The organism is Streptomyces sp. SID14515 (assembly GCF_010548505.1).
GTDB classification, from domain to species: domain Bacteria; phylum Actinomycetota; class Actinomycetes; order Streptomycetales; family Streptomycetaceae; genus Streptomyces; species Streptomyces caviscabies.
Genome location: NZ_JAAGMH010000085.1, coordinates 1 through 25,424, shown reverse-complemented (window position 1 = coordinate 25,424; position 25,424 = coordinate 1). Strand labels below are relative to the sequence as shown.

Sequence of the window (25,424 nt, the reverse complement as noted above, 5' to 3'; positions counted from 1 at the left end):
CCGAGCGGTACGGCCGGCGGCGGCCTCAGCGGCCCCGGTACTCCGGCGACCGGCGCTCCACGAAGGACGCCACGCCCTCGTTGGCGTCGCGCGTGGTCATGTTGATCTCCTGGGCGGCCGCCTCCGCCGCGAACGCCGTGGCCCGGTCGCCGTCCAGGGAAGCGTTCACCAGCTGCTTGGTCAGGGCGAGGGCCCGGGTGGGTCCCGTCGCCAGCCGGCCCGCCCACTCCTTGGCCAGCGCCTCCAACTCCCCGCCCGGCACCGTGCGGTTGACCAGGCCCAGCCGCTCCGCGTCCGCCGCCGTGAGGGCGTCGCCGAAGAACATCAGCTCCTTGGCGCGCTGCGGGCCCACCAGCCGGGGCAGCAGATACGCGCCGCCGCCGTCCGGGACGAGCCCCCGGCGTACGAAGACCTCGATGAACTTCGCCGTGTCGGCCGCCAGGACCAGATCGCAGGCGAACGCCAGATGCGCGCCGATCCCGGCCGCCGTCCCGTTGACGGCCGCGATCACCGGCTTCTCGCAGTCCAGCACGGCGGAGATCAGCCGCTGCGCGCCGAGCCGGATCGTCCGGGCGACGTCGCCCGGGACCCGTTCGCGTGCGGGGGCCGGGCTGCCGCGCAGATCGGCGCCCGCGCAGAAGCCGCGGCCGGTGGCCGTGAGCACGACGGCCCGTACGGCGGGGTCGGCGGAGGCGTCGGCGAGGAGGGCGATGATCCGCTCGCGCTGGTCCCAGGTGACGGCGTTCATGGCCTCGGGCCGGTTGAGGGTGATCCATGAGACGCCGCCGTCGACCGCGTGCAGAACGGTCACGTCCCGGGGGGCGGCCTCCGCCGCCGCCCCGCTCACCGGCACACCGCCAGCGCGTCCAGGGCCACCGCGCCCTGCCCGCGGCCCAGCACCACCAGCGGGTTGATGTCCAGCTCGGTCAGGTCGTCGCCCAGCTCCAGGGCCATGCGCTGCACCCGCAGCACCACTTCGACGAGCGCGTCCACATCGACCGGGGGCCCGCCCCGCACCCCCTCCAGCAGGGCCCGGCCGCGCAGTTCGCCCAGCATGTCCCGGGCCTGCTGCTCGCCGAACGGCGGTACCCGCACCGCCGCGTCGTGCAGCACCTCCACCAGGACCCCGCCGAGCCCCACCGTGACCGTCGGGCCGAAGAGGGCGTCGTGGGTGACCCCGACCATCATCTCGACGCCCCGGTCGATCATCTGGCAGACCAGGATGCCGTCCAGGTCCACCGACTCGTACCGGGCGATGTCGGTCAGCTCGCGGTAGGCGTCGCGGACCTGGCTGGCCGAGGTGAGGCCGACCTTCACCAGGCCCAGCTCCGTCTTGTGAGCGAGCCGGGGCCCGGAGGCCTTCATCACCACCGGGTAGCCGACCGGCCCGGCGGCCCGTACGGCACCGGCCGCGCTGGTCACCAACTGCTCGCGCGGCACCCGGATCCCGTACGCCCGCAGCAGCTGCTTCGCCGCGTGCTCGCTGAGCTGCTGCCCCGGCCGCAGCAGGCCCTGCGCCTTGCGGAAGGAGGGCGACGGGGTGCGCGGGGCGTCCTCGAAGGGGGAGCGGTAGCGGTCGGTGAAGCGGTGGTGGTCCAGGTACGCCTTCACGGCGGTGACGCAGTTGCGAGCCGTACGGAAGGTGGCGAGGCGCGAGGAGCCCAGCAGGGTGGTGCGGTAGGCGTCCTCGGTGCCGACGGGGGAGCCCCAGACCACGCAGACCAGCTTGTCGGTGGCCTCCGCCGCGTCCGCCAGATCCTGGGCGAGCCGGTCGCTCATCGGCGGGAAGGGGCCGGTGATCGGGCAGATCAGCACCCCGACGGACGGGTCCGCGAGGATCGCGTCGATGATCTTGCGGCCGCGCCAGTCGCCGACCGGGTGGCCGCCGTTGTCGATGGGGTTGGCGACGTTCAGGTACTCCGGTATCCAGGTGTGCAACTCGTCCTGCTTGGCGGTGGGGAGCGTGGGCAGGGTGAGCCCCGCCGCCGTCGCCAGGTCCGCGAAGTGCGCGCCGGTGCCGCCGGAGATCGAGTACACCGCGACCCCCTGGGCCTGCGGCGGCCGGGCGCGGGCCAGCAGGGCGGCGGTGTCCTGGAGCTCGTCCAGGCCGTCCACCCGGATCACCCCGAACTGCCGCATCGCCGCGTCCACCACCTGGTCCGCCCCGGTCAGCTTGCCGGTGTGCGAGGCGGCGGTCCTGGCCCCGGCCTCCGTACGGCCCACCTTCACGGCGACGACCGGCACCTTGGCGCGGGCGGCCCGGTCGGCGGCGAGCAGGAAGGAGCGGCCGTCTTTGAGCCCCTCGACGTAACAGGCGATGGCCCCGACCTCGGGCAGCTGGGCGAAGTACGCGAGGAAGTCGGCGGTCTCCAGATCGGCCTCGTTGCCCGTCGGGGCCCAGTGCGAGAGCCGGACGCCCAGCTCTTGGAGGGCGTGGAGCGGGCGGCCCTGGTGCCCGGACTGGGTGATCAGGGCGATGGCGGGGCCCGCCAGGTCCTCCCGGAACCTCTCGAAGGCGTTCAGGTTGGTGTTCGGCCCGAGCAGCCGCAGTCCGGAGCGTTCCACGGCCGCCGCCAGCCGGGCCTGGGCGGCCGCGCCCGCCTCCCCGGTCTCGGCGAACCCGGAGGCGAAGGCGACGGCGAAGGGCACCTTGGCCTCGCCCAGCTCCTCGATCACCGGCAGCGGGTCCGCGACCAGCAGGACCGCGAGGTCGACCGGCTCGGGGACCTCGGCGACCGAGGCGAAGCAGTCCCGGCCGAACACGGTCCGCCGGGTCGGGTGCACGGGGTGGAGCCGGGCCCCGACCCGTTCGGCCCAGTCGATGAGCTGCCGGGTGATGCCGGTGTTCGGGCGGCCCTCGGTGTCCGAGGCGCCGACGACGGCCACCGATCGGGGCCGGAAGAAGCGGTCCAGGTCGGGCACGGTCAGGTGCAGCGGTCGCCCGCTGACGTCGAGGCCGCCCCGGGCCGAGGCCGTCGGCAGGCTGACGACGGCGGCGTGCGGCTCCTCGCCGCAGGCCACCACCCGGGCGCGGAAGTCGGTGGTGAGGGTGCCGTGAGTCGATCCAAGCATCGTTCCGCCCACTCCTGCTCGATGGCCCGCCGGTGAACGGGCGGGGCCGGCCGGTTAGCTGACACCCTGTCAGGTTACTGAACTGACGCTGCGTCAGGAATGGGTGTGCAGGCAAAGGCTCGTACGAGCACCGGGCGACCGCCCGCGCGCACCTCGCGTGGTCACGGAGAGGGAATCCGTGGCGTAAGGTGGTGTTCACCGACGCGGGGTGGAGCAGCTCGGTAGCTCGCTGGGCTCATAACCCAGAGGTCGCAGGTTCAAATCCTGTCCCCGCTACTGAAGAACACGACCGAGGCCCGGATCCACCAGGATCCGGGCCTCGGCCGTTCACCGCCCGGCCGGTCGACGCCGGACGCTCGGACATCCCTCCCGGACGCTGAGCCATGGGCGCGGGCCGCCCCGCCGCGTGAGGCTGGTGCCATGACGCAGACAGACACGAACTCCACGAACTCCGTGCCCGGACCCGTACTCGTGACCGGCGGCACCGGCAAGACCGGCCGCCGGGTGGTGGCCCGCCTCCGTGCGCTGGGGGTGGAGACCCGGGCGGCCTCCCGGTCCGGCGACACCCCCTTCGACTGGGCGGACCCCACCACCTGGGCGGCCGCCCTGGACGGGGCCGCCGCCGTCTACATCGTCCCGCTCGACGCCTCGCCCTCCCCGACGCCCGCCTTCGTCGAACAGGCCGTCGCGAGCGGGGTGCGACGGCTGGTGCTGCTCTCGGCCCGGGGCACGAACGAGCCGGGCTACTTCGGACCCGGTTACGAGGACGGCGGACCGCACGGCGAGGGCGAGCGGGCCGTACGCGCCTCCGGGGTGACCTGGACGATCCTGCGGCCGGGCTGGTTCGCCCAGAACTTCAGCGAGGGCGTCTTCCTCGACGGCGTACGCGACGGCGAACTGGCGCTGCCCACCGGGGACGGCAGGGCCGCGTTCGTCGACGCGGACGACATCGCGGACGTGGCCGTCGCCGCGCTCACCGAGGACGGCCACGCGGGCCAGGAGTACGGACTCTCGGGCCTGCGCGCGCTGGGCATCGCCGAGGTCCTGGACGAGATCGCGAAGGAGACCGGGAAGCGCGCCACGTACGTCCCCGTCGACACCTCCGCCTTCCGGGCCGCGCTCGTCGCCCAGGGCTTCTCGGACGAGGAGGCCGGTCTCTGGACCGACGCGCTGCTGCCGATCACCACGAGCCGGGAGGCGCCCGCCCTGGACGGGGTGCGCCGGGCGCTCGGCCGGGAGCCGCGCGACTTCGCCGACTTCGTACGGGACGCGGCGGCGAAGGGGGTGTGGAGCTGAGGGGCGGAGGGGCTGGGGCCTGAGGGCCGAGGGGCGTGGGGCGGAGGGCCTGGGGCCGGGGCTCCGGGACCGGGCGGGTCCTGAGAAGCCCTGGCCCGGGGCGGCTCACCCTGGCCCACTCCGGCCCGGACCGGCTCACCCCGGCCCGGACCGGCTCACCCGCCGGATCGGCCAGCCCCGGCCCGCATCGCCTCACCCCGCCGGGGCCGCCGCCTCCACCGCGTCGACCGACGCCGCCTCCTGCCGGAACGCGCTCGGGCTCCGGCCGCGCAGCCGCTTGAACGCCGCGCTGAAGCCGAACGCGTCCGCGTAGCCGACCCGGCGGGCCACGGCCGCCACGGTCAGCTCGGGGCGGGTCAGCAGGTCCGCCGCCAGCGTCATCCGCCACTCGGTCAGATAGGCCACCGGACCGTCCCCGACGAGCTCGGTGAACCGCTTCGCCAGCGTCGTCCGGGACACCCCCGCCCGGCTCGCCAGCTCCGCCGTCGTCCACGGGTGCGCCGGGTCCTCGTGCATCGCCCGCAGGGCCGGCCCCGCCACCTCGTCGCCGAGCGCCCCGTACCACCCCGGCGGATCCGCCTCAGGCCGGTCGAACCAGTCCCGCAGCGTGCACACCAGCATCCAGTCCAGCAGCCGGTCGAGCACGATCTGATCGCCCGGCCGGCCGCCGCCGATCTGCGCCTCCAAGTAGTCGCGCATCGGCCCGCAGTCCTGCTCGTCGGGGACCAGGAGGGCCGGCGGAAGCGCCCGCAGCAGCCGCTGGGGAACCTGCGCCTGTACGTCGTAGGTGGCGGCCAACAGCACGGTGGGGCAGTCGAATTCGGGCCCAGGGTCCGGCGGCGCTCCGGTGTCCCGGAGCCGGCCCCAGTGCACCTCCCGTACACCGCGGCCCCGCCCCGGCCCCGTACCGTCCACCGGGTCGTCGGTGAAGACGAACGGGGCCGGACCCCGCACGATCGCCGCCTCGCCGACCTTCACCCGCAGCGGCTCACCGCCCTCCGGCACGATCCACCCAGCGCCCCGCATCGGCAGGCACAGGGTCAGATACGCCCCGTCCGTGAACCGCAGCGACCACGGCGGCCTCAGCACCGAACGGCCGAACACCGCGCCCCTGCCCCGCACGCCCCGCAACAGCTCGTCGAACACGTCCATGACACCCAGCCTAGGCAGAGTCGCGGGCGCGGCGGACGATCGCCTATGCGCGACGGACGGTCGCCCATGGGCCGGAAGGGGCCGCCGCGGTCGACTGGGACCATGACGACGAAGAGCACGCACCGCACCCCGTCCGGCATCCTCGTCCTCGGCGCGACCGGCAAGACCGGCCGCCGGGTCGTGGCCCGGCTCCGCGCGACCGGAACGGCCACGGTCCGCCCCGCCTCCCGCTCCGGCGAGGTCCGCTTCGACTGGACCCTCCCCGACACCTGGGAGCCCGCACTCGCCGGGGCCGACGCCCTCTACCTGGTCGCCCCCGACGACCCGTCCCCCGTAAAGGAGTTCGTGACCCGCGCCGAGGCCCTGGGGGTCCGCCGCTTCGTGGTCCTCTCCGGCCACGGCATCGAGCAGGCGGGCGAGGACTTCGGCCGGGGCATGGCGGTGGCCGAGGAGGCGGTCCGGGCGTCCGGGGCCGAATGGACGCTCCTGCGCCCCAACAACTTCTTCCAGAACTTCGACGAGGACCTGTGGCAGGCCCCTCTCCGCGCGGGCCGCCTCGGGCTGCCGATCGGGGACATGCCCGAACCCTTCGTCGACGTCGACGACGTGGCCGCGGTCGCGGCGGCGGTCCTCACCGAGGACGGCCACGCGGGCCGCACCTACGAACTGTCCGGCCCTCGCGCCCTCACCTTCGCCGAAGCCACCGGGATCATCGCCCGAGCGGCGGGCCGCCCGATCCGCTACGAGGAGCTGACCCCGCAGGCGTACCGCGCCGAACTCCTCGCCCAGGGCTGGCCGGAGGCCGCCGCCGACTCCCTCGGCGCGATGTTCGCCCTGCACCGCGCGGGCCACACGGCCGAGGTGACCGACGGCGTCCGCCAGGTGCTCGGCCGGGAGGCCGCCGACCTGGAACCGTGGGCGCGACGCATCGCGGCCACGGGGGTCTGGGCCTAGGGGGTGTCTTGCCGATCACGCCGGGCTCGCGTGCCCTGGCACCGCGCCTCGCCGCGTTGTCGTCGGTTGGCATGGCTCCGCCATGACTCCCTCCTCCGCCTTGCGATGCACGGCACCAGACCCCGCTCCCTGATCCGGCCTGATCGACAAGACACCCCCTAGGGCCTGTCGTCGAACTGCCGCCTGCCGCGCGACGCCTGGCACGCACGCTAGGCAGGATGCGCGAGTCGGCCCACCTGGTAGCCGCCGGCCGGCTGCTGGAGGATGACGTTCAGCCGGTTGAAGGCGTTGATCATCGCGATCAGCGAGACCAGGGCGAGGAGCTGCTCCTCGTCGTAGTGCTCGGCGGCGTTCGCCCAGACGTCGTCCGGGACACCGCCCGCCGCGTCCGCGATCCGGGTGCCCTGTTCCGTCAGCTCCAGCGCGGCGCGCTCGGCGTCGGTGAAGACGGTGGCCTCCCGCCAGGCGGCGATCAGATTGAGGCGCAGCGAGGTCTCACCGGCCGCGGCGGCTTCCTTGGTGTGCATGTCCAGGCAGCCGCCGCAGCCGTTGATCTGGCTCGCGCGGATCTTCACCAGCTCCTGCGTCGCTGCGGGCAGCGCCGTGCCCTCGACGACCTTTCCGGCCGAGATCAGATGCTTGACGAGCTTTCCCGTGACCGGGCTGGCGAAGGCGTCGATGCGGGCGTTCATGGTGTGCTCCTCTGCTGTCGTCAGTGGCTGCACACACAGGACGGAACCGGCCCCGGAGGATGTGACATCCGGAGGAGTGACGGGCGTCACCCCCATCCGCCCCCTCCGCCTACTGGTCGGCCCGGCGGTGGCCCAGCACATTGACCACCCGGCCGTTGGGGTCCCGGACGAAGAACCTCCGTACGCCCCACTCCTCGTCCTGGAGCGGGTGGACGATCTCCGCGCCGCTCTCCCGCACCGCCGCGTAGGCCGCGTCCACGTCGTCCACCTCGATGCTCATGTCGGCGACGACCGGGGCGGTCAGGTCGTGGGTCATGAAGCTGACCTGCTCCTGCGGGCGGTCCGGCGAGGCGACGGTGGTGATCCAGCCGAGGTTCATGACCTCCTCGAAGCCGAGCAGGCCGTAGAACTCGCGGCTCTCCTCCACCGCCTCCGAACGGATGTTGGGCACGACGCGGCGAACGGTCATCATTCACTCCCCGGAAGAAGGTCCCGAACCAGATTGACCCGACCGGCCTCGACGAGCAGCGCGCTCGGCGTCGGGTCCTCGTGCGCACGGTAGTGCCCGATCACCACCGTGTCTTCGTCCTGCCGGTGGGTGTCGTGTACGCGCTCGGCGAGCCAGCGGAGCAGTGCGCCGACCTCCTCCGCCTCGTCCGGGTGGATCTCGGTACGGGAGGTCAGCGCCCAGCCGCCGCCGGGGAGACCGGCACGGGCGGCCAGCGCCGAGCAGAGCGCGCCCCCCGTCCGCGCGGCCGGTCCGCTGCCGGCCAGCAGCGGACGGGGGTCGTTCTCGATCCGCGGTACGCCGTCGTCGTCGACCACCACACACGGGAAGTCGGTCACGACGGTGAGGCGCTCGGGCCGCGGTCCGAGCCCCAGGTGCCAGCGCAGCTCGGCCAGTTGCCGGTCCGACAGCTCGTCGCGCAGGTCGACCGCCACGGTCAGTTCGTAGACGTCGCTCACGGGGCGCACCCTATCCACGGGCTCCGACACAGCCCTCCGCGAGCCGTTCCGGTCACCGGTGGGTCCGGGCCACCCTCTTGGCGATCTTCTCGGCGTCCAGGGCCAGTTCGCGGAGCATCCCGCTGATCGGGTTGGTGAAGCCGGTGAAGTAGAGCCCCGGGGCCTGCTTGGGCGAGCGGCCGCCGTGGGCGACCGGGCGGCCGCGCCCGTCCAGGACGTCCAGGTGGCCGAGCAGCGGCTCCAGGGCGCGGTCGTAGCCGGTGGCCGCGATGACGGCGTCCGGGGTGAGGCGGGTGCCGTCGGCGAGGACCACCGTGTCCTTCTCGAAGGAGGCGACCGTGGCGACGGGCACCACCCGGCCGGCCTTCACCGCCGCCACCAGGCCCACGTCCTGGACCGGGACCGCTCCTTGCTTCGCGCGGGAGTACAGGCCCGTCGTGGGCCGGGCCAGGCCCCGGTCGGCGAGGTCGGGGGAGGCGACGCGGCTCAGCAGGCCGGCCGCCCGGTCGACCAGCCACACCGGCAGCCGGCGGATCAGGATGCCCCCGGCCTGCGCGGGCACGCCCGCCGTCGAGCGGCGCACGATGTGCGGGGCGGTGCGCACCGCGATCCGCACCCGGGCGGCCCCGCCCTCCGCCAGGTCCGCCGCGATCTCCGCGCCCGTGTTGCCGATGCCGACGACCAGCACGTCCTGGTCGGCGTACGGGGCCGGGTTGCGGTACTGCGCCGCGTGCAGCAGCTCGCCCGTGAACGTGTCGCCGCCCGGCCACCGGGGGATGCGCGGGGTGTGGTTGAAGCCGGTGGCGACGACGACCGCGCGGCCCCGCAGGGCCCGGCCGCCCGTCGCGGTGAGCTGCCAGTCGCCGGAGCCGTCGGGGGCCGGGTCGATCCTGGTCACCTCGACGCCGGTCACCACCTCCAGCTCATGGTGCTCGGTGTACTTCTCCAGATACCGCACGACGTCGTCCCGGCCCACCCAACGCCCGAACCTGCGCGGCATCTTCAGACCCGGCAGCGCCGACCAGCGCCGGGTGGTGTGCAGGCGCAGCCGGTCGTAGTGGCCGCGCCAGGACGCGCCGACCCGGTCCGACTTCTCCAGGACCACCGCCCGCACGCCCCGGGCGCGCAGCGCGGCAGCGGTGGCGAGACCTCCGGGGCCGCCGCCGATGACGTAGACGGGACGGTCGTCCGTACGGTCGGTGAGGGCGACGGCGTCGCGACTGGCTGCGGTGGACGGGCTGTTGGGCATGGTTCGGAGCGTAATCGCCCACTCTGTTGATGGGTCTCGGTCAAGAGGGAAAACGATTGCGAATTGATCACGGGGGCCGTGATGCGGCACTTGGCGACCATTCGCGCCGATTGTTCGTTCTAAGGTAAGGCTAACCTTGCTTAGATTGATCGTGGAGTGACCTCGGGGGGCAGCCGCGTGGCGTCGTGCCGCGCGCCCACCCGGCGGTCGAAGGGGTGGGACGTACATGAACGGCAGACAGCTGGCCCGGACCGTGACCGGCCGTGGGGGATCCGGAGGGCTCCGGGCCCGGTTCAAGGGGGTGGCGGTGCTCGCCGCCGGCGTCCTCGCGCTCACCGCGTGCGGTGGCGGCGAGGGCGGCTCGGACGCGAAGAGCGGTGACAAGGCGGCCGCCGTCAGGACCGTGAAGCACGACGCCGGGACCACCGCGAAGGTGCCCGCCCAGCCGAAGCGGATCGTCTCGGTCAGCGTCACCATGACCGGCCATCTGCTGGCCCTCGACGCCCCGGTCGTCGCCTCCCAGGCCACCCCGCCCTCGGTCATCACCGACAAGCAGGGCTTCTTCACCCAGTGGTCCGAGGCCGCCGCGAAGAACAGCGTCAAGGTCGCCTACCAGGGCTTCGAGCCCGACGTGGAGAAGGTCCTCGCGCTGAAGCCGGACCTCATCGTGGGCGCCTCCTCCGGTGCGGAGAACGCCGAGAAGTTCTACGACAAGCTCTCCGCCGTCGCCCCCACCCTCCTCTACCGCCACGACGACGTCTCCTGGCAGGACCTGACCGCCCGGCTCGGCAAGGACCTCGGCCTGGAGAAGCGCGCGAGCGAGGTCGTCGCCGCCCACGAGAAGCGGGTCGGCGAGGTCAAGGCCGCCATCACCGTGCCGAAGCAGTCCGCCGCCCTCGTCCGCGACAACCAGTCCGCGATGACCGTCTTCACCCCGGAGTCCGCCCAGGGCCGGTTGCTCACCGCGCTCGGCTTCACCGTGCTGGAGCCGCCCGCGGGCAAGGGCCAGACACAGGGCGGGCGTTCGGACTTCGCGGAGTTCAGCCAGGAGAAGGTCGCCGACACCGCGAAGGACAGCTCGCTGCTCTTCGTCAGCCACACCCCCGAGGAGATCACCGCCGCCACCGCGCGCCCGGTCTGGAAGGACCTGCCCGCCGTCGAGGACAAGCGCGTTCACGACCTCGGCCTGGACACCTTCCGGCTGGACTACTACAGCGCGGGCAACCTGATCGACAAGATCGAGAAGGCCTTCGGCTGACAGTGGTCCGCCAGACAACCACCGCACGCGCGCGGTACGCCGCCGGGCTCACGGCGGGGCTGGTCCTCCTGGCCCTCGCCGTGGCCGGCGGCCTCGCCGTGGGCGCGCAGCCCGTGCCGCCGGCCGGCGTACTCGCCGCGCTGCTCGACCCGGACGCCCCGCACGCCTCGATCGTCCGGGAGGTCCGGGTGCCGCGCACCCTGCTCGCCGTCACCGCCGGGGCCGCGCTCGGCCTCGCCGGGGCGGTGATGCAGGGGCTGACGCGTAACCCGCTGGCCGACCCCGGCATCCTCGGCGTCAACACCGGGGCCGCCTGCGCCGTGGTCGCCGCGACCGTGCTGCTCGGCACGCGCTCGCTGCACGCCGTCGTCTGGTGGGCGCTGCTGGGTGCGGCCCTCGCGGTGGTGGTCGTGTATCTGCTCGGCGGCCGGGGCGCGGGGCGCGGCACCCCCGAAGGGCTTGTGCTCGCCGGGGTGGCGGTCACCGCCGTGCTCGGCGCGGTCGTCAGCGGGCTCGGAGTGCTGGACGCCGACGCGTACGGCACCCTGCGCATCTGGTCCGTCGGCACCCTCGCCGGACGCGAACTCCCGGTGCTGTGGGCCGTTCTGCCGTTCCTCGCCCTGGGCGCCGTGCTCGCCCTCACCGTCGCGCCCGCCCTCAACGCCTTCGCCCTCGGCGACGAGGCGGGCCGCGCGCTGGGCGTCGCGCCGGGGCGGGTGCGCCTGCTCGGGACGCTCGCCACGGTGCTGCTGAGCGGCGCGGCCACCGCCGCCATCGGCCCGGTCGGCTTCATCGGCCTCGTCGCCCCGCACTGCGCCCGCCTGCTGACCGGCCCCGACCACCGCCGGCTGATGCCGTACGCGGTCCTCATCGGGGCCGGACTGCTGCTCGTCGCGGACCTCGTGGGCCGGGTCGTCGCCCGCCCCGCCGAGATCCAGGTGGGCATCGTGACGGCGTTCGTGGGCGCGCCCGTACTGATCTGGCTGATCGGCCGCAATCGGCGGAGCCGGCGCGGTGCTCCCCGGAAGGAGGTGGCGACGGCATGAGCGCTCCCGGCAGGCCCGTGGCCGTACGGGGCCGGGATCGAGGCCGAGGCCGGGGCCCCGCCCACCGCACCCTCCGCCTCGCCCCCGGCCGCCTCTCCGTCCGCCTCCGCCCCCGCCCCCTCGCCGTCACGCTCATCCTCGTCCTCCTCGCGGCGGGCAGCGGGGCGCTCGCGCTGACCCGGGACGGTCTCGTACCGCCCGCCGAGGTGCTGGGCGCCCTGTTCGGCGCGGGCTCGGAGCAGGCCGCGTTCGTCGTCCTGGAGCTGCGGCTGCCCCGGGTGGCCCTCGGCCTCGTCGTCGGCGCGGCACTGGGCGCGGCCGGGGCGCTGTTCCAGCAGCTCTCCCGCAACCCGCTCGGCAGCCCCGACATCGTCGGCTTCAACTCCGGTGCGGCGACCGGTGCGTTGCTGGTCCTGCTGCACGGCGACCCGGCCTACGTGGCGGCCGGTGCGGCGGGCGGCGGTCTCGCCACGGCCGTCGTCGTCCAACTCCTCGCCCGGCGCGGCTCGTTCCGGGGCAACCGACTGATCCTCGCCGGGATCGCGGTGGGCTCGCTGCTCGCCTCGGTCAACGCGTATCTGCTCACCCGGGCCGCCCTCGACCACGCCCAGTCCGCCCAGCTCTGGCTGATCGGCAGCCTCGGCAGCGCCGAGCGCCACCAGGTCCTTCCCGCCGCTCTCGCCCTCGCCGCCCTGCTGGCGGCCGCGTTCCCCGTCGTCCGCCGCCTGGACCTGCTGGAGATGGGCGACGAGGCGGCGGGCGGCCTGGGCGTGGACGCGGGCCGGACCCGGGTGCTCGTCCTCCTGATCGCGGTCGGACTGAGCGCGGTGGCGGTCTCGGCGGCCGGCCCGATCGTCTTCGTCGCCCTCTGCGCGCCGCAGCTGGCCCGCCGGCTCGCTCGCGGTACGGGAACGGGGCTGCTGCCCGCCGCCGCGATGGGGGCCCTGCTGCTCTCCGCCTCCGACCTGCTCGCCGTCTCCCTCCCGACGGCCGGCCCGCTCCCCGTGGGCGTGGTCACGGGGGCGCTCGGCGGCCTCTATCTGGCGTGGCTGCTGGGGCGCGGGCGGCGGCGCTGACGCGGGGCGCACAGGTGCGTGCGCACAGGCGGTGTGCGCGCCTCTTGCGCGGGGCCGCCCGCATCCGGTGAACTGACGTACCGTCAGAAACTAGCGACCGGAGGCCCGATGCGGACGATCTGGCTCAGTGGTGCGGAATGGCTCGCCGTCCTGCGCATAGGACTCGGCCTGTGGTGGCTGGAGAGCTGGCGGCACAAGGACCGGAAGGGCTGGTTCGAGCGCGGTACGGGCATCGCCTGGGCGGCGGACGTCGCGGGCAAGCACCGCTGGGGCGTGGTGCGCACGGGCTTCCGGCGGGTCGTCGAACCACGCCCGAAGGTGATGGCGTACCTCGTCGTCTACGCCGAACTCGCCCTCGGACTCGGCCTGGTGACCGGATTCCTGACCCCGGTCGCGCTCGTCGCGGGCCTGCTCCTCAACCTCCTCTACCTGGTCCTGATGATCCACGACTGGGCCGAGCAGGGGCAGAACGCGATGATGGCGCTGATCTCGCTGGTGGCCCTGTTCGCCATGGCCTGGCAGACCTGGTCGCTGGACGCGGCGTTCGGGCTGTTCCTGTGACGCGCGAGCCCGCGGCGGGCCCGCGCTTCGACCTCCCGGAGCCGGACGCCTTCACCCGCCCCTACTGGGACGCGGCGGCGGAGGGCCGCCTGCTGCTGCGGCGCTGCGCCGGGTGCGGCCGGGCCCATCACTACCCGCGCGAATTCTGCCCGTACTGCTGGGGCGAGGACGTCGGGTGGGAGCGCGCGAGCGGGGACGCCACCCTCTACACCTGGTCCGTCGTCCACCGCAACGACCTGCCGCCCTTCGGCGGGCGCGTGCCGTACGTCGCGGCCGTCGTCGACCTCGCCGAGGGGCCCCGGATGATGACGGAGATCGTGGAGTGCGCGCCCGCCGGCCTCCGGATCGGGATGGAGCTGACGGTCACGTTCCGGGGGGCGGAGGAAGGCGCGGGCGGGAGCGTGGGCGGGGAGGCCGTGGCGGTCTTCCGGCCCGCAGACTGAGGCCCACCGGAGTCACTGGCGTGCTGCTAGCTGGTGGACGAGGAGAAGTACCCCGCTGAAAACCCTGGACCGCGTTCCTGGACCATGCCACCGTCAGCGGGCCCGTAACCCTAGGGTGAGGCGCGCCGGGAGCAGCGTCGTCCGTACGTCCGGCAGCGGGTCCATGTGTTCCACGGTGAAGCGGAACCGGGCCACGAGGGTGGCCAGGACGGTCGCCAGCTCCAGGTCGGCCAGCGCCTTGCCGACGCACCAGCGGCTGCCGATGCCGTACGGGAGGTACTCCCCGGCAGCCGGCTGGAGCGACGCCCAGCGGTGCGGTCGGAACGCCATGGGGTCGGTGAACACCGGTGCGGTGCGGTGCACGACGTACGGCGAGATCATGACCGCCGCACCCGCCGGTACGCTCCACCCGCCGCAGCTCTGCTCGCCGTTGGCCGTGCGCAGGATCAGCCAGTTGGGCGGCCACAGGCGCAGCGACTCGGCGATCGTCCAGCGCAGGATGTCCGGGGTGGCGGCGCCGCTGCCCGGGTCCACGGCGGCGGCGCACTCCTCGGCGACCCCCGGCTCGCGGGCCAGTGCCACCAAGGCCCAGGTGACCGCGGCGGCCGGGACCCGGTAGGAGGCCAGGCCGTTGGAGACCAGCATGCGTACGGTCGCCTCGGCGTCCAGCCCGGCGGCGGCCAGTGAGTCGACGAGCCCGCCCTCGCCCGGCCCGTCGAGCACCCGTCGCAGCTCCGCCTCCAGGTTCTTCTGCGCGCTGACCGACCGGCGGTAGCGGGGCAGGAAGCGGCGTACGGCGGGCGGGAAGTGGAACGGGCTGCTGATCAGCGGGGTCAGCGCGTTCAGCAGGTCGCCGGTGCGCAGGGCGGCGGATCCGGCGTCGCGGGTGCCGAAGCAGAAGCGGGCGAAGGAGCGGGCGGAGAGCTGCTCCAGTTCGGCGACGGGGTCGGTGACGGAGGAGCGGACCCGCCACCGGTCGCACAGCCGCTCGGTCTCCTCGGCCAGCCAGGCCCGGTGGGCCTCCAGTGCCGAGGGCGACATGCCCTTCTGGGTGGCGCGCCGGCCTCGCATCCACGCTTCGGTGGCCGGGTCGCCGCGGACTCCGCTGACCTCGTCGCGCCGGATGTTGCCGGTGACGAGGAAGTCGGTGTTGGTGCGGCGGAGTACGTCGTGGACGGCGGCCGGGTCGTTCACCAGGACGGTGCCCTCGGTCAGCTCCACCACCGGGCCGTGCCGTTCGACCGAGGCCAGGAGATGGCCGAGGCGGTCCTTCTCGTACTGCTCCATCAGCCCGGCCTGGGTCGCGCCCGTAGGGACCGGGGGCCGGGGCATGGTCTGTTCGGTCAACGTGACGCCCCTGGGTCGGAGAACGGCCCGGTCCCGACAGGCGGGGCCGGGCCGTCCGTCAAGCCTGACGTGCTGCGGGTGCTACGGGATCCAGGGGTAGGCCCCGGCGGCTCCCTTGGTCGTGAAGCCGAGCTTGCTCGCAGCCTTGTACAGAATGCGCTTAGCCATCAGACACCTCCTCCGTCATGGGGAACAGCAACGGTGTGAGGCATAGCCCAAAGGGGCTGTTGATAAACAGAGTTACAGGAAAAGTTTCAACAACTCGCGATTACGGCAGAAAAGTTGACGGGATAAGGTGGCCGGGCGATCCGAACGGTCCCATCCGGACCCATCCGGAGCCATCAGGGGGAGCTGTTGTGACGGAACCGGCCGCGGTCGATCTCCTCGACATCGATCCGGATTTCGGTTCCGATCCGTATCGCGCTTATGCCGTGCTGCGGGCCAGAGGGCCTGTTCACGAGATCCGCGCGGGGGAGAAGGACCGGTTCTGGCTCGTCGTCGGCCATGACGCCTGCCGGGAGGCGCTCACCGACCCCCGGCTCAGCCGTGACTGGCCGCGCAACGGGCACCTGGCCACCGGCCTCGAAGCCCCGCCCGCCACCGACGGCCCCGGCAACGCCCACATGCTGCTGAGCGACCCGCCGGACCACACCCGGCTGCGGCGGCTGGCCGCCCGCGCGTTCACCCCGCGCCGCGTCGCCGCTCTCGCCCCGCGCATCCAGGACGTCACCGACGCGCTGATGACCGCCATGCTCGCCGCCGAGGACCGTCGCGCCGACCTCGTGGACGCGCTGGCCTACCCGCTGCGGATGACCGTCATCTGCGAACTGCTCGGCATTCCGGACCTGGACCGGGACGTCTTCCGGGGGTGGTCCGACGAGATCACCGCACCCACCGGCGCGGAGGCGGCGCGAGCGGCGCAGGCGGAGGCGGTGCCGTATCTCGGCGGGCTGATCGCCGCCAAGCGCGCGGCACCGGCGGACGACCTGCTCAGCGACCTGATCCATACGGTCGACGAGGACGGGGACCGGATGAGCGAGGACGAACTGCTCTCGATGGCGCTCCTGCTGCTCCTGGCCGGGCACGAGTCCACGGTGAACTTCCTGTGCAAGGGCGTCCGCGCGCTCTTCGCCCACCCCGACCAGTTCGCCCTCCTCCGTAGCGACCTGGACGGCCTCGTGGAGGGTGCGGTGGAGGAGATGCTGCGCTACGACGCCCCGGTGGAGACCGCGCCGCCGCGCGTGGCCGTGGAGCCGGTGGAGATAGGCGGCCGGTCCGTGCCCGCGGGTGCCGTGGTCCTGATCGCCCTGGGGGATGCCGGCCGGGACCCGGCCCGCTTCACCGCACCGGACCGCTTCGACATCCGCCGCACGGGGACCGTGGACCGGGGTCACCTGGCGTTCGGCCACGGTATCCACTACTGCCTGGGCGCCCCGCTCGCGCGCCTCGAAGGGCGCATCGTCTTCCGCACCCTCCTCTCCCGCTGCCCGACGCTCGGTCCGGACGGGAGGCCGGGGGGCCGGTTCTCGGGGCTCTTGGCTCAGGGGGAGCGGAAGGTTCCGGTCCGCTGGTGAGGTGCTGTACGGCCGCTCCGAGGGTTCACAGCCCCGGCGCGCCCCACACCGGGAACCACCGCGACAAATCCTTCTCCACCCGGAGATCGTCCCCGAGCGCGCCCCGCACCTGGAGCTCCAGCTGGTTGTCCCGCTTCTCGGCGTCGCCGGGCAGCGGGGCGAACGGATAGAACGTGCCGCGCTTGTAGAGGTACACCAGAGCCAGCGCCCGCCCCTCCGCGTTCCGGAAGCCGATCAGCGAGCAGAGCAGATGCGGGCCGAATCCGCCGTCCTGGAGCAGGGTGTTCACCGCGTGCAGATCGTTGACCAGGCCCGCAGTGTCGTCGGCCGGGTGGCGGGCGAGCAGCCAGGTGTAGCCGTACGCGTCCCGGCTGAACTCCACCGGGATACCGCCGCGGTCCGTGTCCGCGTCCAGCAGCTCGCGTACGTCCTCCTGGAGCCGGGCGAAGCCGCCGCCCTCGACGCCCGCGAAGCAGACCGAGCCCAGGCCGGTCGGCGTGAAGCCGGCGGCGGCCTGGAGGGTGAGTGCGGCGGAGGGCACCGCGAAGAGCTGGTCGAGGTCGGGGCGGACCGGTTTGCTCCGGCCGAGGATCGCGTCGAGCAGGCCCACGGACGTATCTCCTTCAACGCTCGATGGTTCGGGATCGGTTCAGCGGGACAGGTCGGTGGAGATGCGCGACAGCTGGTCCAGGCGCTGTTCCAGCGTCGGGTGCGAGGAGAACAGCCGGCCCAGCGACTCCTTCGCGGAGAACGCGGGCATGAAGTAGAACGCGTTGTACGGCTCCGCCTTGCGCAGGTCCTCGGTCGGGATGCGGGCCATCTGCCCGCTGACCTTCGTCAGGGCGGAGGCGAGCGCCGAGGGCCGGCCGGTGAGCAGGGCGGCGGCCCGGTCGGCGGACAGCTCGCGGTAGCGGGAGAGCAGCCGGGTGAGCAGGAAGCTGATCGCGTACACGACGGCGCTGATCAGCGGGATCAGCAGGAGCAGGATGCCTGCCGGGTCGTTGCCCGGCCGGCTGCGGGCGAAGCCGCCCCACAGGGCGATCCGGGTGATGATGCCCGCCAGGACGCCGAGGAACGAGGCGATCGTCATGACGGCGACGTCCCGGTGCGCGACGTGCGACATCTCGTGGGCGAGGACGCCCTCCAGCTCCTCCGGCTCCAGTCGGCGCAGCAGGCCCGTCGTCGCGCAGACCAGGGCCGTTTTCTCGCTGCGGCCGGTGGCGAACGCGTTCGGTACGTCGCTCTCGGCGATGGCCACCTTGGGCTTCGGCATGTCGGCCAGCGCGCAGATGCGGTCGATGGTGCCGTGCAGCTCGGGGGCCTGCTCGGGCGTGACCTCGCGGGCGCCCATGCCGTACGCGGCGATGCGGTCGCTGAACCAGAACTGGGCGATGAACAGACCGCCCGTGATGATCAGGATGATCGGCCAGGAGCCCCGCAGGGCCGCGAGGAGTACGCCCACGAAGACGACGTAGAGCAGACCGATCAGGAACATGGTGGTGACCATGCGACCGGTCAGGCCCCGGTCGGGGGCGTAGCGCGAACGGGCTCGTGGCATCGGTGCCTCCTGACAGCTCACCTCTCACCTGACTCCCATAGTGCCCCTTGACGGTGTGAACCGGATAAAAGTGCCGCCTACACCGGTCGGGGCGGGGGCGGCTCCGGTCCGGCCCGGAGCCGCCTCGTTCAGGGCCAGAGCAGCTCGCGCGTCCAGTCGCCGCCTCCCGTACGGCGGTAGCGCAGCCGGATGTGGCGTCGCCGGGCGTCGCCCTGGAAGAACTCGGCCTCGGCCGGCTCGACCACGTACCGGGTCCAGGTCGGCGCCTCGGTGTCCGGCTCCGCCCGGGCCCGCTCCCAGGCGGCGTCCGCCGCCCGGTGCAGCTCCGCCACGGAGTCGACGACCTCGCTCTGCGCCCCGGTCAGCGCGGCGGCGAGCGCCCCGGTGGACCGGGCGTGCAGGTCGGCGTGGCTCTCGGCGGGCGTGCAGCGGACGACCGGGCCCCGGACCCGCACCTGCCGGCCCTGCACGGGCCAGTAGAAGCCGAGCGCGGCGTGCGGCCGGGCGGCGAGCTGGTGGCCCTTGGCGCTGGTGGCGTGCGAGGCGAAGTGGAAGCCCCGCTCGTCCGCGCCGTGCAGAAGCAGTGTGCGTACGTCGGGGAAACCCTCGGCGTCGGCTGTGGCCAGCGACATCGCGTGCGGCTCCGGCTGCCCCGCGGCCACGGCCTCGGCGAACCAGGCGTGGAAGAGCAGGACCGGGGCGGGCGGGGCCGCCGCCGGGTCGAAGGACGGCAGCTCGACGTCCCAGACGCGCTGGGCGTGCAGGAGGTCGCGGAAGCCGGGGGAGGGACGCGGGGCGGACGCGTCGGTGGTGTCGGTCATGGTGGCCATTGGACCGTACGGGGCCGGAGAGCGCGGTCACCGTCGTCGGGCTGTGAGGCCGCCGGGCCCGCCGGCCGTCACCCGCGCCCCAGCACCACCGTCCCCGACGAGCAGAACCAGCCGCCCGTCCCGGAGGCCACCGCCAGCTCCGGCAGTCCGCCACCGGGCCGGTGCACCTGGCGTTCGCCGGCCTCGCCGCGCAGTTGGCGTACCGCCTCCACCAGCAGGAACAGCCCGCGCATCCCGGGGTGGCAGGCGGACAGGCCGCCGCCGTCCGTGTTCACCGGGAGCTCGCCGCGCAGCCCGGTGCGGCCCTTCTCGATGAACGCGCCGCCCTCGCCCTTCGCGCAGAAGCCCAGGTCCTCCAGCGTCACCAGCGTCATGTACGTGAACGCGTCGTAGATCTCGGCCAGGTCGATGTCGGCGGGCCGCACCCCGGCCCGTTCGAAGGCGAGGCGGCCGGAGACGGCGGCGGGGGAGACCGTGAAGTCCTCCCACTCGGACATCGTGGAGTGCGAGACGTGCTCGCCGGCGCCCAGGATCCACACCGGACGCTTCGCCGTGTCGGGTACGTACTCCTCGGCGGCCAGCAGCACCGCGCAGCCGCCGTCGCTGCGGATGCAGCAGTGCAGCTTGGTGAACGGGTCCGCGATCATCGGGCCGGACAGGACGTCGTCCACCGTGATCGGCTCCCGGAACATCGCCTCCGGGTTCGCCGCCGCGTTCGCCCGCGCCGTCACCGCCACCTCGGCGAGCTGTTCCAGGGTCGTGCCGTACTCGTGCATGTGGCGGCGGGCGGCCATCGCGTACTTGGCGATCAGCGAGTGCCCGTACGGCACCTCGAACTGCGCCGGCCCCCGCGCCCCGAACGACAGGTTCGACGTACGGCGGCCCGCCTTGATGTCGGCCCGGGCCGTCGCCCCGTAGACCAGGAGCACGGCACGGGCGCGGCCCGCGGCGATGGCGTCCGCCGCGTGGGCGGCCATCACCTCCCAGGTGGCGCCGCCCACCGCCGTGGAGTCGACCCAGGTGGGCCGCAGCCCCAGATACTCGGCGACCTCCACGGGGGCGAGCGTCCCGAGCCCGGCGGAGGCGAAGCCGTCGACGACCGAGCGGTCGAGTCCGGAGTCGGCCAGGGCGCGGCGGGCGGCCTGGGCGTGCAGGGCGTACGGGGTGGCGTCGTCGACGCGACCGCAGTCCGCGAGCGATACGCCGACGACGGCGACCCTGCGCGGACGACGGGAAGGGATCGAGGCGGGCGTCATGAATCTGACGGTACATCAGATGAGGGTGGCCGCAACCTCGTGCGTGCGACGTCTTCCTTCGGCCCGCATGACTGCGCGACCCTGGGAATTCCCGTACCCCGCACCTAATATGACGGCTCGTCAGATCAGGGGCCGCCGGCCCCTGGGTGGAAGGAGCCCGCAGATGGACGCCGCCTTCACCGCGGAACAGCACGAGATCCGCCGCACCCTGCGCGAACTGCTCGCCCGGGCCGCCGGACCCGAAGCGATCCCCGCCGCCGTGGGCACCGCGGAGGGCCACGACCCGGTCCTGTGGCGTCGGCTGGCCCGGGACCTCGGGCTGCCGGGCCTCGCGCTCGCGGAGGAGTACGGCGGGGCCGGCTGCACGGCCACCGAGCTGGCCCTCGCCTGCGAGGAGACCGGGCGCGCACTGCTGCCCTCACCGCTGCTCGCCACCGCCGCCCTCGCCGCACCCTTGATCGCCGCCCTCGGCACTCCGGACCAGCGCGCCGCCCTGCTGCCCCGGATCGCGGAGGGGGCCCTGACCGCCGCCCTCGCCGTCCCCGGCGGCTCGCTCGCCGGGGCCCTCGGTCTCACCGGCGACAACCGCGACGGGGCCTGGGCGGGCGGCGGCCGGGCGGGCGGCATCCAGGCCCGCAGATCCGGTGACGGCGGGCGCGGCGGTGACGGCGAGGGCCCCGGCTGGCGGCTCTACGGGGAGGCCGACCGGGTCCTGGACGGCCACAGCGCCGGACTGCTCCTGGTCGCCGCCCATACCGGCGGCTATCCGCGCAGCCGTACGCTCCTGTTCCTGGTTCCCCGTGACACGGCCGGGCTGGCGCGTACCCGGCTCACCGCCCTCGACGAGACCCGCCCACTGGCCCGCGTCGAACTCCGCGACACCCCCGCCACGCTCCTCGGCGCGGACGACACCGCCGACACGGCCGACGCGCTCGCCGCCGTCGGGCGTACGGCCGCCGCGATCCTCGCCTCCGAGGCCGTCGGGACGGCGGCGAGCGCCCTGGAGCGCACCGTGGAGTACGTGAAGACGCGCGAACAGTTCGGCAGGACCGTCGGCTCGTTCCAGGCCGTCAAGCACCGCCTCGCCGACCTGTACGTACGGGTCGAGGCGGCCCGCTCCGCCGCGTACCACGCCGCCCGGGAGCCGGAGGCCGGACCGCTCGCGCTGGCCCAGGCCCTGGAGGCCGCCCGGATCACCACGGGCGAGGCCGTCCAGCTGCACGGCGGCATCGGCTTCACCTGGGAGCACGAGGCGCACCGCTACCTCAAACGGGCGGCGGGCGACGAGCTGCTGTTCGGCCCCGTCCACCGGCTGCGCGACCACGCGGCACGGCGGGCCGGCCTCTTCGGGCCCGAGCGGACACCGCTCGCCGTAGCGCCCGGGGCGGGCGTCCGATGACCGGCGCCCGAGGGGCACGCCTGATCCAGAAGGTCTCCGCCACCCGGGCCTTCGCACGGATCGCCCCGCACGTGGTCCCCACCCTGGACCGGTCCGTGCACCGGCTCACCCGGGGCAAGGTGCTGCTCAGCGCCCGGATGCTGCCGGGGCTCGTCCTCACGGTGCCCGGGGCGCGCACGGGCCGGCCGAGGACCACCCCGCTGGCCTGCATGCCCGAGGGCGAGGCGGAGAGCGGCTGGATCCTGGTCGGCAGCAACTTCGGCCGTCCGGGGCATCCGGCCTGGACCACGAATCTGCTGGCCCACGGGGGCGAGGCCGTCGTCAACTGGCGCGGCCGGGACATCCCCGTGCGCGCGAGCCTGCTGGAGGGCGAGGAGCGGGCCCGGGTGTGGGAGGCCGCGCTGGTGTTCTGGCCGCCGTACGCGGCGTACCAGCGACGGGTGGAGCGGCAGATACGGCTCTTCCGGCTGGAGCGGAGGTAGCGGCTGCCGGCTGCCCGCGGGCCGCCCCGAAGTCGGCCCGGTCCTCCGGGAACGCCGACGTCCTCCGGGAACGCCGACGGCGGACCACCCGCAGGGGTGCGTGGGTGGTCCGCCGTCGGTGAGACAGGACGTGGGGCGTCCGGGCGAGCGGGTGCCCGCCCGGTGGCGCGGGGCGTCCGGGGCCGGTGGGCCTCCGGCACCCGGGCCTACTTCGTCGGCTTCTTGCCGGTGATGCCGAGGTGGACCAACAGCGCCAGGTTGGGCCGCAGTTCGGCCTGCTTCACACCCCAGGTGGTGAAGCCCTTCTGGTGCGAGGCGACCGCGGCCAGCATCGCCACCAGGGAGCCCGCCATCGCGGCGGGGCTGACGTCCTTGTCGACCTTGCCCTTGCTCTGGAGCTCCTTCACGGAATCCGTGAGGGAGTTGGTGACCGAGTTCAGGATCTTCATGCGGATCTTGTAGAACCGCTTGTCCCCCTCGGCCGCGCCGAGGTCGATCACGCGGAGGATCGCGTCGTTGTGCCGCCAGAAGTCGAGGAATCCCTCGACGAGTTGCTCGGAGGTCGTCCAGCCGGCCTTGCCGACCCAGGAGCGCCCGGCGACCAGTTCGGTCAGTCCGGCGCCCTCCTTGGCGACTTCCTCGGCGATTTCGAGGACGGCGCCCTCCACGTCGGGGAAGTACTGGTAGAAAGTCGCGGGTGAAGTCCCGGCCTTCCGGGCGACGTCGATGACTTTGACGTCCCGGTACGGCGAGGAGCTGAGCATCTCGCTGAGGCAGTCGAGCAGCTTCTGCCGCGTCGCCTGACCGCGTCGACCGGCCACGCGGCCGTCGACGGTGCGTACTTGTCCTGTCATGCCGTCAGCTTACCGAGGGGCGATGGGAGCGCGATTCGGCCGACTGCAAATGGGGAACGCCGCAGGACCGGCGGGGTGCGCGGGGGCGGGAAGCGGCGGTTTTCGGCCGCGGCGCGCGGGACCTCGGAGTCGGCCGCGCAGGTGGGCCCGGAGGCGGGGTCGGAGCCGGCCCGGAGCTGGGGATGCCGCCGGGAGTAAATGTTATCAACAGCCTGTGGACAACTTCGGTGGACAACTTTCGTCCACATGGTGGGCGCATCCTTCATCAATCGGTCAAAGGTTCCCTTCAGGTGCACCCGCCGCGCTTCGGGGCGCGCCGGACCGGAGGCGACGTTACGTTGACTGTGACGGGCGTCACTGCTACGGAAGGACCCGGTCCCATGGCCGTATTCGCGCATTCCGCGCCGTGCTGGGCGGACGTGCAGCTCTCCGACCTCGAAGCGGGCAAGCGCTTCTACGGCGGGCTCTTCGGCTGGACCTTCCGGGCGGGCGACGGCATGCCCTTCGCGGACGCGCTCAGCGACGGCCGCCTGGTCGCCGCGCTCGCCGCCAAGAAGGACGGCCGGATGCCCACGGCCTGGGGCGTCTACTTCGCCACCGACGACATCCGGGCCACCGTCGCCGCGATCCGCGAGCACGGCGGCCAGATCATCACCGACCCGGTACGGGCGGGACGCGCCGGGATCGTGGCCCAGGCGGCCGACCCCGGGGGCGCGGTCTTCGGGCTCTGGCAGCCGGAGGAGCGCGCGGGCTTCGAGAAGCAGAACGACCCCGCCTCCTTCTGCTGGACCGAGGTCTACACCCGGCAGCCGGACCGGGTGGACCCCTTCTACGAGAAGGTCTTCGGCTTCCACGGCACCGACCTGGACGAGGCGGGCCACGACGTCTCCGACGACACCGAGGCGCTGGTCGACTTCCGGATGTGGACCCCCGAGGGCGCCGAACCGGGCCCGGACTCCGCGGTCGGCGGCCGCAGCGTCATCACGGACGCGTTCCCGGCCGAGATGCCGAGCTACTTCCTCGTCTACTTCGCCGTCGCCGACTGCGACGCCGCCGCCGAACTCGCCGTACAGCTCGGCGGCCGGGTCGCCCAGCCGCCCTTCGACATCCCGTACGGGCGGATGGCCGTCCTGCACGACGACCAGGGGGCCGCCTTCGCCGTACTGCAGCCCGCCGAACTGCTTCCGTAACCGGCGCGGGTGGAGATTCCGTGCAGGGGAGGCCCGGTGTGGACGGATACGGGATGAAGTGACATGGGACACCCCGATCCGCCCCCGGGTTCGCAACCGGAGCCCGAGCCAGGAAGAATCGGGGTGCGTACCGCCAGGTGATGCCCAGTGGTGAGACCCTGCACAGGGCGCGCTGCGCAGGGCGGGATTCGACCGGGCAGCAACGGCCGGAAATTCGCGGACTTCGTCGCCGAGGTTCGTTACGGGGAGGTGGCAGGCAAGTGGTGGAGCAGCTGACGCAGCACGACCCGAGACGGATCGGCCCGTTCGAGGTGCTGGGACGACTCGGGGCCGGCGGCATGGGGCTGGTCTATCTCGCGCGCTCGGCGTCCGGCCGACGGGTGGCGATCAAGACGGTGCGGACCGAACTCGCCGAGGACCAGCTCTTCCGGGTCCGCTTCACGCGCGAGGTCGAGGCCGCCCGCGCGGTCAGCGGCTTCTACACCGCCGCCGTGGTCGACGCCGACCCGCGTGCCGCCGTGCCCTGGCTCGCCACCGCCTATGTGCCCGCGCCCTCGCTCGAAGAGATAGTGAACGAGTGCGGTCCCATGCCGACCCAGGCGGTGCGCTGGCTGGCCGCAGGCATCGCCGAGGCCCTCCAGTCCATCCACGGCGCGGGCCTGGTCCACCGCGACCTGAAGCCGTCCAACGTGCTCGTCGTCGAGGACGGCCCCCGGGTGATCGACTTCGGCATCGCGTCCGGCGTCTCCAACACCCGGCTGACCATGACGAACGTCGCCGTCGGCACGCCCGCGTACATGTCGCCCGAGCAGGCCCGGGACTCCCGCAGCGTCACCGGGGCCAGCGACATCTTCTCGCTGGGCTCCACGCTCGTCTTCGCCGCCACCGGCCACGCCCCCTTCCACGGGGCCAACCCGGTCGAGACGGTGTTCATGCTGCTGCGCGAGGGCCCCGACACCGAGGGCCTGCCGGACGACCTGCGGCCGCTGATCGAGTCCTGCATGCAGATGGACGCCACCCAGCGGCCCAGCCCCGCCGACCTCCAGGCCCAGCTCGCCCCGCACCTCTTCGCCTCCGGCAGCGACGACAGCGGCACGGCCTCGGCCTGGCTGCCGTCCCGCGCCACCGCGATGATCGAGCGGCGCAGGGGCGGCGGGCGCACCGCCCCG

General features: G+C 73.6%; 25 protein-coding genes and 1 tRNA gene. 13 read left to right on the top strand and 13 right to left on the bottom strand.

Annotated features, from left to right (window positions below):
* Nucleotides 1-25: 25 nt before the first annotated feature.
* A complete protein-coding gene (locus tag G3I54_RS18340) occupies nt 26-847 on the bottom strand; it encodes an enoyl-CoA hydratase-related protein (protein WP_343240360.1) in 822 nt (273 codons plus the stop codon).
* Nucleotides 844-3,072, bottom strand: coding sequence for an acetate--CoA ligase family protein (locus G3I54_RS18335; RefSeq protein ID WP_164615939.1), 2,229 nt, complete (start codon nt 3,070-3,072; stop codon nt 844-846). Before G3I54_RS18335 ends, G3I54_RS18340 begins: the two co-directional genes overlap by 4 nt.
* Nucleotides 3,073-3,274: 202 nt before the next feature.
* Between G3I54_RS18335 and G3I54_RS18330 the strand changes: the two genes are divergently transcribed.
* Nucleotides 3,275-3,348 (top strand) — tRNA-Met (locus G3I54_RS18330).
* 144 nt (nt 3,349-3,492) lie between these two features.
* Nucleotides 3,493-4,368, top strand: coding sequence for an NAD(P)H-binding protein (locus G3I54_RS18325; protein ID WP_203686628.1), 876 nt, complete (start codon nt 3,493-3,495; stop codon nt 4,366-4,368).
* 192 nt (nt 4,369-4,560) lie between these two features.
* Here the strand turns inward: G3I54_RS18325 and G3I54_RS18320 are convergent, their stop codons facing one another.
* Nucleotides 4,561-5,520 (bottom strand): AraC family transcriptional regulator, encoded by a 960-nt coding sequence (locus tag G3I54_RS18320; RefSeq protein WP_164615938.1) that lies wholly within the window; start codon nt 5,518-5,520, stop codon nt 4,561-4,563.
* Nucleotides 5,521-5,622: 102 nt separating this feature from the next.
* Between G3I54_RS18320 and G3I54_RS18315 the strand changes: the two genes are divergently transcribed.
* Nucleotides 5,623-6,474 (top strand): NAD(P)H-binding protein, encoded by an 852-nt coding sequence (locus tag G3I54_RS18315; protein ID WP_164615937.1) that lies wholly within the window; start codon nt 5,623-5,625, stop codon nt 6,472-6,474.
* A gap of 209 nt (nt 6,475-6,683) precedes the next feature.
* Here the strand turns inward: G3I54_RS18315 and G3I54_RS18310 are convergent, their stop codons facing one another.
* The 4 genes from G3I54_RS18310 to G3I54_RS18295 all read right to left on the bottom strand — a co-directional run bounded on the left by G3I54_RS18310 (nt 6,684) and on the right by G3I54_RS18295 (nt 9,381).
* Nucleotides 6,684-7,166: a carboxymuconolactone decarboxylase family protein gene (locus G3I54_RS18310; RefSeq protein WP_164615936.1), complete on the bottom strand. Its 483-nt coding sequence runs from the start codon at nt 7,164-7,166 to the stop codon at nt 6,684-6,686.
* 109 nt (nt 7,167-7,275) lie between these two features.
* Nucleotides 7,276-7,635: a VOC family protein gene (locus G3I54_RS18305; protein WP_164615935.1), complete on the bottom strand. Its 360-nt coding sequence runs from the start codon at nt 7,633-7,635 to the stop codon at nt 7,276-7,278.
* Complete coding sequence (locus G3I54_RS18300) at nt 7,635-8,132, bottom strand: hypothetical protein (RefSeq protein ID WP_164615934.1); 498 nt, start codon at nt 8,130-8,132, stop codon at nt 7,635-7,637. The genes G3I54_RS18305 and G3I54_RS18300 overlap by 1 nt, the downstream gene beginning before the upstream one ends.
* Before the next feature lie 52 nt (nt 8,133-8,184).
* Nucleotides 8,185-9,381 (bottom strand): NAD(P)/FAD-dependent oxidoreductase, encoded by a 1,197-nt coding sequence (locus tag G3I54_RS18295; RefSeq protein WP_164615933.1) that lies wholly within the window; start codon nt 9,379-9,381, stop codon nt 8,185-8,187.
* Nucleotides 9,382-9,607: 226 nt separating this feature from the next.
* On the opposite strand from G3I54_RS18295, the gene fepB reads away from it, so the two are divergent.
* From fepB to G3I54_RS18270, 5 genes are all read left to right on the top strand, one after another.
* Nucleotides 9,608-10,639 carry a Fe2+-enterobactin ABC transporter substrate-binding protein gene (gene fepB, locus G3I54_RS18290; protein ID WP_164615932.1) on the top strand — a complete coding sequence of 344 codons (1,032 nt, stop codon included), beginning with the start codon at nt 9,608-9,610 and terminating at the stop codon, nt 10,637-10,639.
* Nucleotides 10,640-10,641: 2 nt separating this feature from the next.
* Complete coding sequence (locus G3I54_RS18285) at nt 10,642-11,685, top strand: iron ABC transporter permease (protein ID WP_164615931.1); 1,044 nt, start codon at nt 10,642-10,644, stop codon at nt 11,683-11,685.
* A complete protein-coding gene (locus G3I54_RS18280) occupies nt 11,682-12,761 on the top strand; it encodes an iron chelate uptake ABC transporter family permease subunit (protein ID WP_164615930.1) in 1,080 nt (359 codons plus the stop codon). The genes G3I54_RS18285 and G3I54_RS18280 overlap by 4 nt, the downstream gene beginning before the upstream one ends.
* A 108-nt stretch (nt 12,762-12,869) precedes the next feature.
* Nucleotides 12,870-13,322, top strand: a complete 453-nt coding sequence (locus G3I54_RS18275) for a DoxX family protein (protein WP_164615929.1) — start codon at nt 12,870-12,872, stop codon at nt 13,320-13,322.
* Nucleotides 13,319-13,765: a Zn-ribbon domain-containing OB-fold protein gene (locus G3I54_RS18270; RefSeq protein ID WP_164615928.1), complete on the top strand. Its 447-nt coding sequence runs from the start codon at nt 13,319-13,321 to the stop codon at nt 13,763-13,765. Before G3I54_RS18275 ends, G3I54_RS18270 begins: the two co-directional genes overlap by 4 nt.
* Nucleotides 13,766-13,858: 93 nt before the next feature.
* Here G3I54_RS18270 and G3I54_RS18265 read toward each other — a convergent pair whose 3' ends face one another.
* Nucleotides 13,859-15,112, bottom strand: coding sequence for a cytochrome P450 (locus G3I54_RS18265; protein WP_164615927.1), 1,254 nt, complete (start codon nt 15,110-15,112; stop codon nt 13,859-13,861).
* 356 nt (nt 15,113-15,468) lie between these two features.
* Here G3I54_RS18265 and G3I54_RS18260 point away from each other — a divergent pair, with 356 nt between their 5' ends.
* Nucleotides 15,469-16,686, top strand: a complete 1,218-nt coding sequence (locus tag G3I54_RS18260; RefSeq protein ID WP_343240359.1) for a cytochrome P450 — start codon at nt 15,469-15,471, stop codon at nt 16,684-16,686.
* 25 nt (nt 16,687-16,711) lie between these two features.
* On the opposite strand, the gene G3I54_RS18255 is transcribed toward G3I54_RS18260, so the two are convergent.
* The 4 genes from G3I54_RS18255 to G3I54_RS18240 form a co-directional block, all read right to left on the bottom strand.
* Entirely contained in the window at nt 16,712-17,296 is a 585-nt protein-coding gene (locus tag G3I54_RS18255) for a hypothetical protein (protein ID WP_164615925.1), read from the bottom strand.
* A gap of 39 nt (nt 17,297-17,335) precedes the next feature.
* Nucleotides 17,336-18,244 (bottom strand): zinc metalloprotease HtpX, encoded by a 909-nt coding sequence (gene htpX, locus G3I54_RS18250; protein WP_018510731.1) that lies wholly within the window; start codon nt 18,242-18,244, stop codon nt 17,336-17,338.
* 128 nt (nt 18,245-18,372) lie between these two features.
* The gene (locus G3I54_RS18245) at nt 18,373-19,065 is read right to left on the bottom strand and encodes a pyridoxal 5'-phosphate synthase (RefSeq protein WP_164615924.1); all 693 of its coding nucleotides are present in this window, start codon (nt 19,063-19,065) and stop codon (nt 18,373-18,375) included.
* A 77-nt stretch (nt 19,066-19,142) separates the two neighbouring features.
* The gene (locus G3I54_RS18240) at nt 19,143-20,330 is read right to left on the bottom strand and encodes an acetyl-CoA acetyltransferase (protein WP_164615923.1); all 1,188 of its coding nucleotides are present in this window, start codon (nt 20,328-20,330) and stop codon (nt 19,143-19,145) included.
* Between the two features lie 163 nt (nt 20,331-20,493).
* Between G3I54_RS18240 and G3I54_RS18235 the strand changes: the two genes are divergently transcribed.
* Nucleotides 20,494-21,729: an acyl-CoA dehydrogenase family protein gene (locus tag G3I54_RS18235; RefSeq protein ID WP_164615922.1), complete on the top strand. Its 1,236-nt coding sequence runs from the start codon at nt 20,494-20,496 to the stop codon at nt 21,727-21,729.
* Nucleotides 21,726-22,211 (top strand): nitroreductase/quinone reductase family protein, encoded by a 486-nt coding sequence (locus tag G3I54_RS18230; RefSeq protein ID WP_164615921.1) that lies wholly within the window; start codon nt 21,726-21,728, stop codon nt 22,209-22,211. The genes G3I54_RS18235 and G3I54_RS18230 overlap by 4 nt, the downstream gene beginning before the upstream one ends.
* A gap of 206 nt (nt 22,212-22,417) precedes the next feature.
* Here the strand turns inward: G3I54_RS18230 and G3I54_RS18225 are convergent, their stop codons facing one another.
* Nucleotides 22,418-23,065: a TetR family transcriptional regulator gene (locus G3I54_RS18225; protein ID WP_006126763.1), complete on the bottom strand. Its 648-nt coding sequence runs from the start codon at nt 23,063-23,065 to the stop codon at nt 22,418-22,420.
* Between the two features lie 380 nt (nt 23,066-23,445).
* Here G3I54_RS18225 and G3I54_RS18220 point away from each other — a divergent pair, with 380 nt between their 5' ends.
* Together G3I54_RS18220 and G3I54_RS18215 are read left to right on the top strand one after the other, a co-directional pair.
* Complete coding sequence (locus G3I54_RS18220) at nt 23,446-24,255, top strand: VOC family protein (RefSeq protein ID WP_164615920.1); 810 nt, start codon at nt 23,446-23,448, stop codon at nt 24,253-24,255.
* Between the two features lie 260 nt (nt 24,256-24,515).
* On the top strand, nt 24,516-25,424 hold a 909-nt coding region (locus tag G3I54_RS18215; protein WP_343240358.1), incomplete at its 3' end, for a serine/threonine-protein kinase.